At 26.6% G+C, this 12901-nt stretch carries 14 protein-coding genes; 13 read left to right on the forward strand and 1 reads right to left on the reverse strand.

The annotated features are described in order from the left end of the window. Nucleotides 1-137: 137 nt before the first annotated feature. The gene (locus JG676_RS02700) at nucleotides 138-569 is read right to left on the reverse strand and encodes a hypothetical protein (RefSeq protein WP_200217269.1); all 432 of its coding nucleotides are present in this window, start codon (nucleotides 567-569) and stop codon (nucleotides 138-140) included. 290 nt (nucleotides 570-859) lie between these two features. Between JG676_RS02700 and JG676_RS02705 the strand changes: the two genes are divergently transcribed. The 13 genes from JG676_RS02705 (at nucleotide 860) to nuoH (ending at nucleotide 12897) form a co-directional block, all read left to right on the forward strand. Further along, nucleotides 860-2398: an ABC transporter substrate-binding protein gene (locus JG676_RS02705; protein WP_200169952.1), complete on the forward strand. Its 1539-nt coding sequence runs from the start codon at nucleotides 860-862 to the stop codon at nucleotides 2396-2398. Further along, the gene (locus JG676_RS02710; RefSeq protein ID WP_200217248.1) at nucleotides 2379-3335 is read left to right on the forward strand and encodes an ABC transporter permease; all 957 of its coding nucleotides are present in this window, start codon (nucleotides 2379-2381) and stop codon (nucleotides 3333-3335) included. The genes JG676_RS02705 and JG676_RS02710 overlap by 20 nt, the downstream gene beginning before the upstream one ends. Further along, a complete protein-coding gene (locus tag JG676_RS02715) occupies nucleotides 3328-4110 on the forward strand; it encodes an ABC transporter permease (RefSeq protein ID WP_200217249.1) in 783 nt (260 codons plus the stop codon). The genes JG676_RS02710 and JG676_RS02715 overlap by 8 nt, the downstream gene beginning before the upstream one ends. Next, the gene (locus tag JG676_RS02720) at nucleotides 4110-4862 is read left to right on the forward strand and encodes an ATP-binding cassette domain-containing protein (RefSeq protein ID WP_200217270.1); all 753 of its coding nucleotides are present in this window, start codon (nucleotides 4110-4112) and stop codon (nucleotides 4860-4862) included. Before JG676_RS02715 ends, JG676_RS02720 begins: the two co-directional genes overlap by 1 nt. After that, nucleotides 4846-5514, forward strand: coding sequence for an ATP-binding cassette domain-containing protein (locus JG676_RS02725; RefSeq protein WP_200169948.1), 669 nt, complete (start codon nucleotides 4846-4848; stop codon nucleotides 5512-5514). Before JG676_RS02720 ends, JG676_RS02725 begins: the two co-directional genes overlap by 17 nt. Nucleotides 5515-5629: 115 nt before the next feature. Next, the gene (locus JG676_RS02730; RefSeq protein ID WP_200169947.1) at nucleotides 5630-6019 is read left to right on the forward strand and encodes an NAD(P)H-quinone oxidoreductase subunit 3; all 390 of its coding nucleotides are present in this window, start codon (nucleotides 5630-5632) and stop codon (nucleotides 6017-6019) included. Beyond that, nucleotides 6001-6504, forward strand: a complete 504-nt coding sequence (locus tag JG676_RS02735; RefSeq protein ID WP_200169946.1) for an NADH-quinone oxidoreductase subunit B family protein — start codon at nucleotides 6001-6003, stop codon at nucleotides 6502-6504. Before JG676_RS02730 ends, JG676_RS02735 begins: the two co-directional genes overlap by 19 nt. Next, the gene (locus tag JG676_RS02740; RefSeq protein ID WP_200217250.1) at nucleotides 6504-7295 is read left to right on the forward strand and encodes an NADH-quinone oxidoreductase subunit C; all 792 of its coding nucleotides are present in this window, start codon (nucleotides 6504-6506) and stop codon (nucleotides 7293-7295) included. The genes JG676_RS02735 and JG676_RS02740 overlap by 1 nt, the downstream gene beginning before the upstream one ends. A 1-nt stretch (nucleotide 7296) precedes the next feature. Then, entirely contained in the window at nucleotides 7297-8523 is a 1227-nt protein-coding gene (gene nuoD / locus JG676_RS02745) for an NADH dehydrogenase (quinone) subunit D (protein WP_200217251.1), read from the forward strand. After that, nucleotides 8520-8753: an NADH-ubiquinone oxidoreductase subunit E family protein gene (locus JG676_RS02750; RefSeq protein ID WP_200169943.1), complete on the forward strand. Its 234-nt coding sequence runs from the start codon at nucleotides 8520-8522 to the stop codon at nucleotides 8751-8753. Before nuoD ends, JG676_RS02750 begins: the two co-directional genes overlap by 4 nt. After that, nucleotides 8743-9447 carry a hypothetical protein gene (locus JG676_RS02755; RefSeq protein WP_200169942.1) on the forward strand — a complete coding sequence of 235 codons (705 nt, stop codon included), beginning with the start codon at nucleotides 8743-8745 and terminating at the stop codon, nucleotides 9445-9447. The genes JG676_RS02750 and JG676_RS02755 overlap by 11 nt, the downstream gene beginning before the upstream one ends. After that, entirely contained in the window at nucleotides 9444-11906 is a 2463-nt protein-coding gene (locus JG676_RS02760; RefSeq protein ID WP_200217252.1) for an NADH-quinone oxidoreductase subunit G, read from the forward strand. Before JG676_RS02755 ends, JG676_RS02760 begins: the two co-directional genes overlap by 4 nt. Beyond that, complete coding sequence (gene nuoH, locus JG676_RS02765; protein ID WP_200169940.1) at nucleotides 11899-12897, forward strand: NADH-quinone oxidoreductase subunit NuoH; 999 nt, start codon at nucleotides 11899-11901, stop codon at nucleotides 12895-12897. Before JG676_RS02760 ends, nuoH begins: the two co-directional genes overlap by 8 nt. The last annotated feature ends 4 nt before the right edge of the window (nucleotides 12898-12901 follow it).

Below are 12901 nucleotides of genomic sequence, written 5' to 3' on the forward strand. Positions count from 1 at the left end.
AACTTGAATTATCATTTATACTAAAGATGCTCATATTAAATCCTTTATTTAGATTTTTCTGCCTTCAATCTAAATATAAAATAATACAAGCAATATTTATTCCATTTTATGTCAAAATGGAATAAATTTAGAAAGAATTAGTATTTGTTTTTGAATTGTCTTAAAATTTCATAAGCAGGACTTCCTGCATAAGCCCAAATATTTGTGCCTGAACCATATTTGCTTGAAAAATATTGCAAATAATAATCTTTTTGATTATTTACATAGCGGTATTTAGCTACAATATAACCATTCTTTGAATAACCAAGTTGCTTGCTTACTTCTCCATGATCATTACTGTTATCATTTAAAACAATATAGCCATAAGAACTTAGAGAACCAGCATTATAATCAAAGGCACTATCTCTTTTAAACTGATACTCACCCTTAACCTCTTTCATCTCATCAAGAGTTAAAACTTTAACACCTATACTATTATCACTAATTGCTCCATTGCTTATTTTAGCAAGAATATCCTCTGCAAAAGCAGAACTTGAAATTAAAGCACTTAAAGCTACAACACTAAATATTTTTTAAACATAGCTATCTCCTTATTTTAAATATAATGTAAATTTATTTTATTGCAAGAAATATTTTAAGTCAAATTTAATAAAGTATTATTTTATAGATATTTAAATAATATTTATAATGATTTTATGATGGTTATGAAAGTTTTTTATTTTTTATAAAATGAGCAAATTTGTAATGTTTTTTATTTTATATATTTATAATTTTATTTCAATTAAACAATATGATAAATCATTTGAAAAATATTTAAATTTTGTTATAATGCAAATTATCTACAATATTAAGGACAATAATGTTAAGAACGATAATTATAGCTTTATTTTTTATTATTAGTTTAAATGCAAAAACCCCTAAAGATACTTTAGTTATTGCAGTAGAAAATGAAATTTCAAGGATAAATCCTGCTTATAGCGAAGATCACGATGTAGCTATATCTTTAGTTTTTTCAGGACTTACGCGTTTTGATGAAAATATGAATTTAAAACCTGATTTAGCTAAATCTTGGAAAATAAGTAGTGATGGCTTAAATTATGAGTTTGATTTAAGAGAAGATGTGCTTTGGCACGATGGAGTTAAATTTAGTGCAAAAGATGTTGAGTTTAGCCTTAAAGCTTTTATGGATAAAAAGAATAACTCTTCTATATATGTTAATTTTGAAGATGTAGATAAAATAGAAATTTTAAGCCCTTATAAGATTAAAATTAGTTTAAAAAAACCATATCCTGCTTTTTTAGATGCTTTAAGTATAGGAATACTTCCTTATCATTTGTTAAAAGATGAGAATTTAAATACTAGTTCATTTAATCAAAATCCTATAGGAACAGGGCCTTATAAATTTGAAAAATGGAAAAAAGGTTCTTATATGATATTTAATGCTAATGAGCATTATTATCTTGCAAAAGTAAAAAGTAAAAAAATTATTTTAAAACATATAGCAGATCCAAATATTAGTGTAGTTGAACTTAAAAATGGGCAAATTGATGTTGCTTTGATTGATTCTTCTTTACTTAAAGCTTTTGTAAATGATAAAAACTTTAAGATTTTAAAACAAAGTTCAGCTGATTATAGAGCTTTGATGTTTAATTTAAATAATGAATTTCTCAAAAATAAAAATATACGTCTAGCTTTAAATTATGCAGTCGATAAAGAAAGTATAGTAAAAAATATATTGCATAATTATGGTTTTATAGCTTCTCACCCTTTAGAAAAATCTTGGGCTAATCCTAAGGAATTTCCAAGTTATAAATTTGATTTGACAAAAGCACAAAAACTTTTAGAGCAAGAGGGTTTTAAAAAAAATAAACAAGGTTATTATGAAAAAGATGGAAAAGTTCTTGAATTTGATATTTATGCAATGAGTAATGATCCTTTAAGAGTTGTTTTGGCAGGAATTTTGCAAAATGATTTTAAAAAACTTGGAGTAAAAACAAGAGTAATTGCAAAAATAGCTGGAAGTTTTGACTATACTAAAGTAGATAGTTTTTTAGTGGGTTGGGGTAGTCCTTTTGATCCTGATTTGCACACTTTTAGAGTATTTGAAAGCTCACAAGATAGTGATATTAATCCAGCAGGATGGAATTTTGGTCATTATCATAATGCTAAGGTTGATGAAGCTTTATTTTTAGCAAGAAATTCTCTTGATGTAAAAGAAAGAAAGAAATATTATTCTAATTTTATCGAAGCTCTATACGAAGATCCTCCTTTTATTTTTTTAACTTATTTAGATTTTGCTTTGGTTTATAAAGCAAATATTTTAGGTATAAAACCTAGAATTTTAGGTCATCATGGAGTAGGATTTACTTGGAATGTTTATGAGTGGAGTAAAAATTAGTATTTATAAAATTTTTGCTACTTGTGTTTTAATGTTTCTTAGTTCATTTTTATGTTTTGTTATGCTTTATTATAGTAAAACAAGTGTTGTATTTGCTAGTGGAAATGATGTAGTAAGTTTAGAAACAAAAAATCGCATTGAAGCAAATTTGAATTTAGATAAACCTTTATTAGAACAATATAAAATGTGGTTATTAAAAGTTTGCAAAGGAGATTTTGGAACTTCTTTAATTAGCGGAGAAAAAGTATTTTTTTTGATTTTAGAACCTTTAAAAAATACTTTTATTTTAACCATAGCATCTTTATTTGTTTTATTTTTTTTAAGTATTATTTTAGCTTTAATTTGTGTAATTTATAAAGATGGCTTTATAGATAAGATGATTAATTTCTTTACCCTTAGTTTTTTTGCTTTGCCACCTTTTGCCTTAGCTTTAATACATATTTTAATTTTTGGATTTTTTTTAAAAATTTTGCCTATTTCAGGTATAAGTGATATAGGTTTTGAAAATGATTTATCTAATCGAATTTTGCATTTAATCTTGCCTCTTAGTACTTTAGTTTTATCACATTTGGCTATTTTTGTGCGCATAGCTAAAACAAGTTTTGTTGAGAGTTTTAATCAAATATTTATTCTTAATGCTTTTGCAAGAGGTTTAAGTAAAATAAGAATATATGGGCACTTTATTTTAAAGCATTCTTTGGGGGTGATTATTTCTTATTTTGGTGCTTGTGCTTTAAGTTTTATAATGGGTGCTTATGTAGTTGAGAGTATATTTTCTTATAATGGAATAGGTTTTTTAATGATACAAAGTATTATTTTTAAAGATTATCCTGTAGCAATGTTTTTAATTATGCTTAGTGTTTTAATGGTTAATTTTTTTATTTTAATTAGCACTTTGCTTGCTAGACTCATAAATCCAAGATTAAATTATGCGTAAAATTGGTATTTTTTTATTTATTTTTATAATTTTATGTTTATATTTTAATTTTTTATTAAGTGGATATGATCCTAGTTTAATACACCTTGATTCTGTTTATCAAAGTCCTTCCAAAGAATATATTTTTGGAACAGATTCCTTGGGTAGAGATTTATTTATTAGACTTTTATTTGCTTTAAAAACTTCTTTTTTAATAGGAATTTTTGCTTCTTTGCTTACCATTTGTTTTGCGTGTTTTTATGTTTTTTTAATGCGTTTAGTTTTTTATAGTTTTTTTATACGTTTGTTAAATATTTTTTTATCTTTACCAATTTTACTTTTGCTTATGTTTTTTCAAAGTTTTTTACAAGGTGGATTTTGGAGTATGATTTTTATTATAGCTTTAGCTCATTTTCCTTTTATAGCTAAAGTTTTAGAAGATGAGTTAAAACGTCTTGAAAAACTTGAATTTTATGAGTGTGCCCTTGTTTTGGGCTGTTCTAAGATAAGAGCTTTTTTAAAAGAATTGCTTCCACCTTGTTCTTCACTTTTAATGGTATTATTTGTTTTAAATGTGATTCATTCTATCAATACTGAATCTACTCTAAGTTTTTTTGGTTTAGGACTTGCTTTTGAAATTCCAAGTTTGGGTAATATTTTAAATGATGCAAGTAAGGCTATATTTCTTGGGGCTTGGTGGATGATTGTTTTTCCACTTTTGTTTATTTTAGGACTTATTTTACCTTTACTTTTTTTGGCACGTTTTTGGCAAAATACTTTTGGTGTAAGATTATGATAGAAATTGATAATTTAAACCTAAGTTTTAAAAATAAACCCTTATTGCAAAATATTACTTTTAGTTTAAAAGACAAAAAAACTTTGGCTATTATAGGAAAAAGCGGAAGTGGAAAAAGTCTTTTAGTTAAGTCTTTATTAAGACTTTTAAATCAAGATTATAAGATTGAAGCTAAGAAATTTAAGATTGATAATTTTGATATTTTAAATTTAAAAGAAAAAGAATTAAGAAAATTAAGATCTTTAGCAGCCCTTGTTTTACAAGATGCGCATTTAAGTCTTTATCCTTATTTGGATATTGGAGAATTATTTCATATTGTTTTGAAAACGCATACAAATTTAAATAAAATATCAAGAAAGCAAAAAGCTTTTTATTATCTTGATTTATTAGGGTTAAAAAATTTAGATTTAATCTGGCATTCTTATCCTCATCAATTAAGTGTTGGTATGGCAAGACGCATTAGTTTTGCCTTAGCTTTAGTAAGCGAACCAAAATATTTAATTTGTGATGAAATTAATTCTTCTCTTGATAAAAAGAATGAAGAAAAAATTATCAAGCTTTTATATGAACTTAAAGATAAAATAAATCTTATTATTATTACTCATAATTTAAAAATAGTTTATGATTTAGCCGATGAACTTTTGATAATGCATCAAGGTTTAATTTCTCAAAAAATAAGTAAAAATAATTTTTTTAAAGAAGAAAATGAATATACAAAGGCTTTTTGGAGTTTTTATGCTACTAGAAGTTAAAAATTTAACTCAAAGCTATTTATTAAAAAAGCATTGGTATTTAAAAAAAGAAGAAATATTTATATTTAAAGAATTAAATTTTAACCTCAAAAGTGGCGAAAATTTAATTATTACAGGAGAAAGTGGAAGTGGAAAAAGCACTTTAGCAAGGATTTTATGTATGCTTGAAATTCCAAAATATGGAGAAGTATTATATAAAGGAATAAATTTATGTTTGCAAAATGTTAAACAGAAAAAAGAATTAAGAAATAAAATTCAATATATTTTTCAAGATCAAAAACTTGCTTTAAACCCTTATAAAAATATAAAAAGATTATTATTTGATGTATATGAAAATTTTTCTTTAAAAAAAGACGAAAATGAAATTTTATATTTTTTTGATATTTTTGGATTAAAAAAAGAAATTTTTAATTTAAAACCTTTTAATTTAAGTGGTGGAGAGGCACAAAAAATAGGTCTTATAAGAGCATTGATTTTAAAACCTGAAATTTTAATTTTAGATGAAGTAACTTCTTCACTTGATATTTTAAATACACAAAAAATTTTAAATTTTTTAAAAAATTATCAGCAAAAACAAAAAGTTTCTTATATTTTTATAACCCATCAACAGGAGTTTTTTAATGATTTTTTGTATAAAAAAATAAACTTATAAAATAATTTTATAAGTTTCTATATAGAAAAAATTAAGTAAAATTTATATATATGTTTAATAAATTTTAAAGAATTAAAAGTGTTATAATACGTTTAATGCTTATTAAGGAGAATATATGTCTCATATAGAGATTTCTCATCCGTATTTTGGTATATTTTTAATGCTAATATTAGCTAGTGCTATTTTTTTTGGGTTGGTTTTTATTGCCTCTAAGATAGGTAATTCTTTTGCTTCTAAAAATCGTAAAAAATTAGGACTTGGAATGTATGAGTGTGGTCCTATTCCTGTAAAACAAGCTAATAAAATGAATTCTCAATTTTTTATAGTTGCTTTAGTTTTTATACTTTTAGATATTGAAGTAGTATTTTTATTTCCTTGGGCTTTAATTTTTAAATATCTTGGTTGGTTTGGACTTTTTGAAATTTTAATATTTATTTTACTTTTAGCAATAGGTTTTTTATATGCTTATAAAAAAGGGGCGTTTGAATGGCAGAGCATCAAGTAAATTATGCAAATGGACTTCCTGTAGTTTTAACTACAGTTGATAAAATTGTTCAATGGGGTAGAAGTAATTCTTTATGGGCTTTATCTTATGGTTTGGCTTGTTGTGCGATTGAAATGATGGCAGCAGGAGGATCAAGATATGATTTTGATCGTTTTGGAACAATTTTTAGGGCTAGTCCTAGACATTCTGAGGTGATGATTATAGCGGGAACTTTATCTAAAAAACACGCTGAATTTACAAGAAGACTTTATGATCAGATGCCAGATCCTAAATGGGTTATCTCTATGGGTAGTTGTGCTAATACAGGAGGAATGTTTAATACTTACTCGACTGTTCAAGGAGTTGATAGAATTATCCCAGTTGATATTTATGTACCAGGATGTGCTCCAAGACCAGAAAGCTTTCAATTTGCTTTAATGATTTTGCAAAAAAAAATAAGAAAAGAAAAAGCAAGTCGTAAAATTGCTCCAAAAAGGCTAGTGTAATGAGAAAGTATCAAGATAAAAAAAATGTTCAATTAAAAAATTATTATGAAGACAGGTTTTATCATGCTCCACAAAGTGTTAAAACTGATCCTAAGGAAAGTATTTTTAAAGATGATTTTTTAATTTTACAAGAAAAAATTAATCTTCAAGATGCTTTTATCGAATTTAACACTCTTGTTTTTGATATTAAAAAAGAAGATAATATAAAAGCTTTAACTTTACTTAAAGAATTAGGCTATGATTGTTTTATTGAAGCTAGTGCAATTGATTTTGTTGCGCAACGTAATGGTTTTGGAATTTTTTATCAACTTCTTAATGTAAAAAAAGGATTGCGTGTTAGAATTAAAACTTTTGTAGCTTTAAAAGAAAGACTCCAAAGTGTTACAAGTGTTTTTAAAGGTGCTAATTGGAGTGAGAGAGAAATTTATGATATGTTTGGAATTTTTATTATAAATCATCCTAATTTAAAGCGTATTTTAATGCCAGATGATTGGTATGGACATCCTTTATTAAAAACTTATCCTTTAGAAGGAGATGAATTTGCAAAATGGTATGAGATTGATAGAATTTTTGGAAAAGATTATAGAGAAGTAGTGGGACCTGAAAATAGAGATCCAGCTTTTATTGATGATAAAGATACTTTAAATTTTTCAAGATTATATCATCAAGTTGAAAAAGCAAAAACACCAGTTGAAAGTTCTTTAGCTTTAGAGTATCAAGAGGAAGAGGGCGTGGCTTTTGTTAAAAAGATCAAGCGAGATAAAATTAAATTTTTAGATAAAAGGCGTTAATATGCAAATTCCTACCAAGTTAAAACCTTATTATGAAAATATAGCATTTGAGCGTGAAGACTCTAAAATGATTATAAATTTAGGACCACAGCATCCTTCAGCACACGGGAATTTACGTCTTATTTTAGAGCTTGATGGAGAGCAAGTTGTTAAAGCACGTCCTTGTATAGGTTATATGCATCGTGGTATGGAAAAAATGGCTGAAAATATGATTTATCAAGAATTTATTCCTACTACTGATAGAATGGACTATGTTGCTGCTAGTGCTAATAATTATGCTTATTGTGCTGCAGTTGAAAGATTATGTGGCTTAGAAATTCCTCGTAGAGCTGCTGTAATTCGTATGATAATTTTAGAATTAAATCGTTTGGCTTCTCATTTGCTTTGGCTTGCTACACACGCACTTGATATTGGCGCAATGAGTATATTTTTATATTGCTTTAGAGATAGAGAATATGTTCTTGATTTATTAGAAAAATACTGCGGAGCAAGACTTACGCATTCTTCTATGAGGATAGGCGGAGTAATGCTTGATTTACCTGAAGGTTTTTTAGATGAACTTTTAAGCTTTTGTAATAAATTTCCAAAAGATATTGAAGATTATGAAGCTTTGCTTGATGATAATAGAATTTGGCGTTTAAGAACAGAAAATGTTGGAGTTGTAAGTAAAGAACAAGCCTTAAATTGGGGTTGTAGCGGAGTTATGTTAAGAGCGAGTGGAGTTTGTTATGATATACGCAAAGAAGAGCCTTATTTGCTTTATAATGAAGTCGATTTTGGGGTTCCTTATGCTACTCAAGGTGATTCTTATGCTAGATATAAAGTTTATATGCAAGAATTTAGAGAAAGTTTGAAAATTTTAAAACAATGTATAAAACTTTATAAAGATACTCCGCCAGAAATTTTAGCTGATAATCCAGAATATGTTAGTGCTTCAAAAGAGCAAATTTTAACACAAAATTATTCTTTGCAACAACATTTTGTTTTAATCTCACAAGGACTTAGGCCTCCAAAAGGTGAAGTTTATGTTCCAACAGAAAGTCCAAAAGGTGAGCTTGGTTTTTTCATTCATTCAGATGGAAGTAGCAGACCTTATAGACTTAAAGCTAGAACACCTAGTTATTGGCATTGTTCTTTTTTTGAAGAAATGCTTGTAGGATCTTATTTGGCTGATGTTGTAGCTATTATGGGAAGTGTAAATATAGTTTTGGGTGAGATTGATAGATGAGAAGAGTTGATTTAAGAAAGAGCAAAGATTTATTTTTAGAAATGGATGAAGTAATTACAAATGCTAAATTTGACGAAGTTTTAGTTATACTTTTTGAAATTGGAGATTTTTCTGCAGTAGAGAAAAGTTTTTCTTTTATAAAAGAAAAAAAATGCACCCTTTTAAATTCTTTGAAATTTAATCAAAAAGATTGGACTATAGTAATAAAAAAGGATAAAAATGCACTATAAAAGTGGCGATAATGCATTTTGTTTTGTAAATATGCTTAGTCTTAATAACACAATTTTATGCGAAAAATTACAAAAAAGTTCTAATATTAATATTTCTTGTTTGCAAGATAAAGCTCTAAATGCTAAATTTTATAAATGTGAAATAGCAAGCATTTCTTATGTTTTAGCATTACTTTGCAAAATACTCAATAAACAAAAATTTAAAGATTTAGATGAGGGTTTTTTAAGTGCGGAATCTTGTATATCAGAGGAAGAAGCTTTAGAAATTTTAGATTTTTTAAAAAAAGCTAAGGTTTTAATTTTTGATAAAAACTTAAAATTTTATAAAGATTTTGAAAATATTAAATATTTTATATATATTTTAAGTAAAGAATTTAATTTACAAATTTTGGATTCTTTTGAAAAAGAATATGATTTTTCTGATTCTAAGTTAGGAACTTTAAAAGAACTTGATAATTATGATGGACTTGTAGTTTTTAAAAGTAAATTAAATGATAATTTTTTACATTGTTCTAAGCAATTTTTACAACTTGCTAAATTTAAGCATTTAGATGAAGTAAATATTCAAGGTAAAAATTTAAATTTAAATACTAAGCTTTATCTAGATGAAAATTTAAGCGGAACAATAGGATTTTTAAATGATGAAAATGAGGGTTTAGATTTTGTTAAAATTTGCATAAAGGAAGCAAGATGACAATAACAATCAACGGCAAAGAGTGTTTCTTTGAAGAAGGTGAATATATATTAAATATTGCAAGAAGAAATAATATTTTTATCCCAGCGATTTGTTATCTTAGCGGTTGTAGTCCAACTTTAGCTTGTCGTATGTGTATGGTAGAAGCAGATGGCAAAAAAGTATATTCTTGTAATACTAAAGCTAAAGATAAAATGATTGTTGAGAGTGATTTAAAGAATTTATGGGATGAAAGAAATGAGATTATGCAAGCTTATTGTATTAATCATCCTTTACAATGTGGAGTATGTGATAAATCAGGAGAATGTGAGCTTCAAAATTTTACTCATAAAGCTAGAGTAAATGAACAAAAATACTGGATTAAAGATACACACAAACCACATAAAAAATGGGGATTTATCAATTATGATCCAGCACTTTGTATAGTATGCGAACGTTGTATTACTGTATGTAAGGATAGGATAGGTGAAAGTGCTTTAAAAACTGTCCCTAGAGGTGGTAATATGCCAGATATCACTTTTAAAGAAAATATGGGAAAAGATGCTTATGCTATTTGGACTAAATTCCAAAAAAGTTTAATAGGTCCTTCTAGTGGAGACAAACTTGATTGTTCATTTTGTGGAGAATGTACTAGCGTTTGTCCTACAGGTGCTCTTATTAGTTCTTCATTTCAATATACTTCAAATATTTGGGAATTAAAAAGGATTCCAGCTTCAAATCCGCATTCTAGTGATTGTGAGCTTATGTATTATGATGTGAAACAAACAAGTATCAATGAACAAAAAACAAAAATTTATAGAGTAAGTAATGATTTTTCTTTTGCAACTTTAAATAAGGCTGCAAGATATGGATTTGACACCCAAAGTGCAGGAAAAAAAGATAAAAAAGCTTTTGATTATTTAATTTCTTTAATTAAAAAAGGGGAAATTAAAAATATTAAATTTAATAGTTTTATCACAAATGAAGAAGCTTTGATTTTACAGAATTTGAAAAAGAAATTTGATCTTTGTTTGATTAATGATGAGGCAAAAGCTTTTAAAGAATTTTTAAATGATTTTATACAAAGTTCAGGAAGTATTTATAATGCAACAAGTGAAGATATAACTAAAAGTGACTTTTTAGTTGTTGTTGGAACTTTATTAAGATATGATGCACCAACACTAAGTTATAAGATTAATAATGCTTTAGTAATGAATAAAGGAGCAGGATTTTATTTTCATCCTTTAGAAGATGAAGGGGTGAAAAAATATTCTAAAAATTTCATTACTCACACTCATAAGGTGGGAGATGAAGAACAAATTTTATACTTTTTATTACAAAAATTTTCACAAGATGAAAATATAAGAAAAGCTTTAGAAGAATTTTTTATCCAAGAAAATAAAGAAATAGAAGAAAGTATTAATGAAGAATTAATAGAAACAATAATAGAAAAAGATGAAGAAGGTAATGAAATTCAAAAAGAAGTAAAAAAGATTTTGCCTAAGAAGATAAAAAGGCTTGTAGAGGTAAAAAAATCTGTTTTTGCTAAAAATTTAGGCATTGATGAGAACAAATTAGAAGATTTATTGCTAAAGAAAAATAATTTTACTTTGATTATAGGAAGTGATTTTTACTTTCATAAAAATTCTAAAAAACTTGCTAAACTTCTTGCTCTTATTCAAAATACAACTCCTTTTAAAATTTTCTTAAATCCAACACATACAAATACTTTAGGAGTTTCATTAATTTGTGATTTATCAGAAGCTAAAGAAGGAAAAACTTTAGGATATAATGAAAAAGGTGATTTTAGCTTTTCTTATGAGGAATACAATGATCTTAAAAGTTCTAGTTTGAATCAACAAGAAGGAACTTTTGTAAATTACGATAAAAGAGTAGTTCCAACTAATGCAGCCTTAGAATTTGATGGTTATTTTTTAAATGATTTAGCAAATGCTTTAGGTTTTGATGAGAATTTTACCATTGATTATACAAAGAGATTGCCAATCAATAAAGGATTTTTACCGATAGAATTTGATCATTTAGAAAATTATTATACTAATGGTGGAGAAAATAAAAGAGGTTATCTTTTGGATACAAAAGTTTTTGATAAAAATGCAGATTTAGAATGGATTTTACCTGATCTTAAATCTTCTCTTGCTTTAAAAGAAAATGAATTTATAGTTTATAGTGCCAATCCAAGTTATCAATTTGGAAGATATTCTAATCTAGCTAGTGCTTTAAAGGAGAGTATCTTTTTAGGCATGAGTGAAGATTTATCTCAAAAGCTTAATTTAAATGAAAAAGATTTGGTTGAATTTTTTATAGATGATAAAAAAATAATCCTTAGTGTAAGGATAGATAAAGATTTAAAAAATAGTATTTTTTTACCTTATTTTGATAGCAAGATTGATACTTTAAGCTTTTTTAAAGAAAGATTTATTGTAGCAAAAATTAAAAAATTAGGAGCAAATAATGAGTGAATTTGCTTATTTTGCGATAGAAACTTTGATTAAATGCGTTGTAGTGCTTGCAGTATTTGCTACTTTGGCAGGTTTTGCAACTTATGCTGAAAGAAAAGTTTTAGCATATTTTCAAAGACGTATAGGTCCTGATATGGTTGGTCCTTTTGGATTGATTCAATTGGTTGCTGATATGATTAAGCTTTTTACAAAAGAAGATATTATCCCTTCAAATTCGCAAAAAATTATTTTTGCAATTGCTCCTTTAATTGCTGCTATTAGTGCTTTTGTTTCCTTATCAGCTATCCCTATTTTGCCCGAATTTACTTTATTTGGTAGAGTAGTTCAGCCAATTATTGCAGATATTAATGTAGCTTTACTTTTTGTAATAGGAACTTCTGGACTTTGTTTTTATGCGGTATTTTTAGGAGGACTTGCTAGTAATAATAAATGGTCTATCTTAGGTGCAGCAAGAGCTTTGGTGGCTATTATCTCTTATGAAAGTGTAGGGGCTTTAGCTTTAATTGCTATAGTTATGCTTGTTGGATCTTTTTCTCTTATAGATATTAATAATTATCAAAGCGATGGAATTCTTTCTTGGCTTATTTTTAAACAACCTTTAGCTTTTATTCTTTTTATCATCGCTTTATTTATAGAAACAAATAGAACCCCGCTTTGTTTAACTGAAAATGATGCTGAAATTGTTGCTGGATATGGAACAGAGTATTCAGGACTTCGTTGGGGTATGTTTTTTATTGGTGAGTATGCTTCTATGATAGCAGGAGCTATTCTTGTTTCACTTTTATTTTTGGGCGGTTTTAATGATTTTTGGATTATTCCTGGTTGGATTATGATAATTTTAAAATCTGTTTTTATTTTTTTCTGGTATTTTTGGGCTAGGGCTGCATTTCCTCAATTGCGTCCTGATCAGGTAATGAGAATGTGTTATTTGATTTTAATTCCTTTAGCAGTTTTTAATCTTTTAATAACAGCTTTTACAATTGTTTTTTAAGGAC

This window comes from Campylobacter sp. 2018MI34 (assembly GCF_016598975.1).
In the GTDB taxonomy this organism is placed as follows: Bacteria; Campylobacterota; Campylobacteria; order Campylobacterales; family Campylobacteraceae; genus Campylobacter_D.

Coding starts and splice junctions, on each gene's coding strand:
- JG676_RS02705 (WP_200169952.1), top strand. CDS start 860: ATGTTAAGAACGATAATTATAGCTTTATTTTTTATTATTAGTTTAAAT.
- JG676_RS02710 (WP_200217248.1), top strand. CDS start 2,379: ATGAGTGGAGTAAAAATTAGTATTTATAAAATTTTTGCTACTTGTGTT.
- JG676_RS02715 (WP_200217249.1), top strand. CDS start 3,328: ATGCGTAAAATTGGTATTTTTTTATTTATTTTTATAATTTTATGTTTA.
- JG676_RS02725 (WP_200169948.1), top strand. CDS start 4,846: ATGCTACTAGAAGTTAAAAATTTAACTCAAAGCTATTTATTAAAAAAG.
- JG676_RS02730 (WP_200169947.1), top strand. CDS start 5,630: ATGTCTCATATAGAGATTTCTCATCCGTATTTTGGTATATTTTTAATG.
- JG676_RS02735 (WP_200169946.1), top strand. CDS start 6,001: ATGGCAGAGCATCAAGTAAATTATGCAAATGGACTTCCTGTAGTTTTA.
- JG676_RS02740 (WP_200217250.1), top strand. CDS start 6,504: ATGAGAAAGTATCAAGATAAAAAAAATGTTCAATTAAAAAATTATTAT.
- nuoD (WP_200217251.1), top strand. CDS start 7,297: ATGCAAATTCCTACCAAGTTAAAACCTTATTATGAAAATATAGCATTT.
- JG676_RS02750 (WP_200169943.1), top strand. CDS start 8,520: ATGAGAAGAGTTGATTTAAGAAAGAGCAAAGATTTATTTTTAGAAATG.
- JG676_RS02755 (WP_200169942.1), top strand. CDS start 8,743: ATGCACTATAAAAGTGGCGATAATGCATTTTGTTTTGTAAATATGCTT.
- JG676_RS02760 (WP_200217252.1), top strand. CDS start 9,444: ATGACAATAACAATCAACGGCAAAGAGTGTTTCTTTGAAGAAGGTGAA.
- nuoH (WP_200169940.1), top strand. CDS start 11,899: ATGAGTGAATTTGCTTATTTTGCGATAGAAACTTTGATTAAATGCGTT.